The sequence below is a fragment of the Mesorhizobium sp. M0894 genome, from assembly GCF_040319725.1.
Taxonomy (GTDB): Bacteria; Pseudomonadota; Alphaproteobacteria; order Rhizobiales; family Rhizobiaceae; genus Mesorhizobium.
In genome coordinates this window covers 1-1,268 of record NZ_JAMYOG010000050.1, presented here as the reverse complement: position 1 = coordinate 1,268, position 1,268 = coordinate 1, and the positions used below count along the sequence as shown (strand labels likewise).

The following is a 1,268-nucleotide window of genomic DNA, read 5'->3' as shown; positions in this document are numbered from 1 at the left end:
GGGACTGTCGGGAATTCTGTGCGCGAGGCCATGATGATGGAAAGGAGAGAATCATCGCATGGCTATTGAGAAGGAACTTCTGGACCAACTGCTTGCCGGCCGCGATCCGAATGAGGTGTTTGCCAAGGACGGATTGCTCGACGACCTGAAGAAGGCGCTTTCGGAACGGATTCTGAACGCTGAACTCGACGAGCACCTTGAGGACGAACGCACCGACGGCAGCGTCAATCGCCGCAACGGCCATTCGCGGAAGTCGGTGCTGACGGGCACGTCGAAGATGACGCTGTCGATCCCGCGCGACCGGGCCGGGACCTTCGATCCGAAGCTGATCGCCAAATACCAGCGCCGTTTTCCCGATTTCGATGACAAGATCATCTCCATGTACGCGCGCGGCATGACAGTGCGCGAGATCCGCGGCCATCTGGAGGAGCTCTACGGCATCGACGTGTCGCCGGACCTGATCTCGGCGGTTACCGATGCGGTCCTGGAGGAAGTGGCCGAGTGGCAGAACCGGCCGCTGGACGCGGTATATCCGCTCGTCTTCTTCGATGCCATACGGGTCAAGATCAGGGACGAGGGCTTCGTCAGGAACAAGGCCGTCTACATCGCGCTCGGCATCCTGCCGGACGGCACGAAGGAGATTCTCGGCATCTGGATCGAGCAGACCGAGGGCGCCAAGTTCTGGCTGCGCGTCATGAACGAGTTGAAGAGCCGTGGCGTCGCCGACGTCCTGATCGCCGTCGTCGACGGCCTCAAGGGCTTCCCCGAGGCGATCAACGCCGTCTTTCCCCAGACTGTCGTCCAGACCTGCATCGTGCACCTGATCCGTCATTCCCTGGAGTTCGTGTCCTGGAAGGACCGCAAGTCCGTCGTGCCGGCGCTGCGCGCGATCTACCGGGCCAAGGACGCCGAAGCCGGCATGAAGGCTCTTGAGGACTTCGAAGCCAGCTACTGGGGGCAGCGGTATCCGGCGATCACCCAAAGCTGGCGGCGCAATTGGCAGCACGTCGTCCCATTCTTTGCCTATCCCGAAAGCGTGCGGCGGATCATCTACACCACGAACGCCATAGAGGCGCTGAACTCCAAGCTGCGCCGCGCCGTCCGCACCCGGGGACACTTCCCCAGTGACGATGCGGCCATGAAGCTGCTATATTTGGTGCTGAACCACGCGGCCGAGGAATGGAAACGACCGCCGCGCGAATGGTTCGAGGCCAAGACCCAGTTCGCCGTCGTCTTCGGCGAAAGGTTCGTCAGCCAATGACGAAACC

1 protein-coding gene is annotated in these 1,268 nt (G+C 61.7%); it reads left to right on the top strand.

Annotated features, from left to right (window positions below; all coding sequences use genetic code 11):
* The first annotated feature begins 58 nt into the window (after positions 1 to 58).
* Entirely contained in the window at positions 59 to 1,261 is a 1,203-nt protein-coding gene (locus tag NKH91_RS32235; protein ID WP_023720604.1) for an IS256 family transposase, read from the top strand.
* The last annotated feature ends 7 nt before the right edge of the window (positions 1,262 to 1,268 follow it).

Excerpts from the sequence above, each read along its gene's own strand:
- NKH91_RS32235 (WP_023720604.1), top strand. The coding sequence starts at position 59 with ATGGCTATTGAGAAGGAACTTCTGGACCAACTGCTTGCCGGCCGCGAT.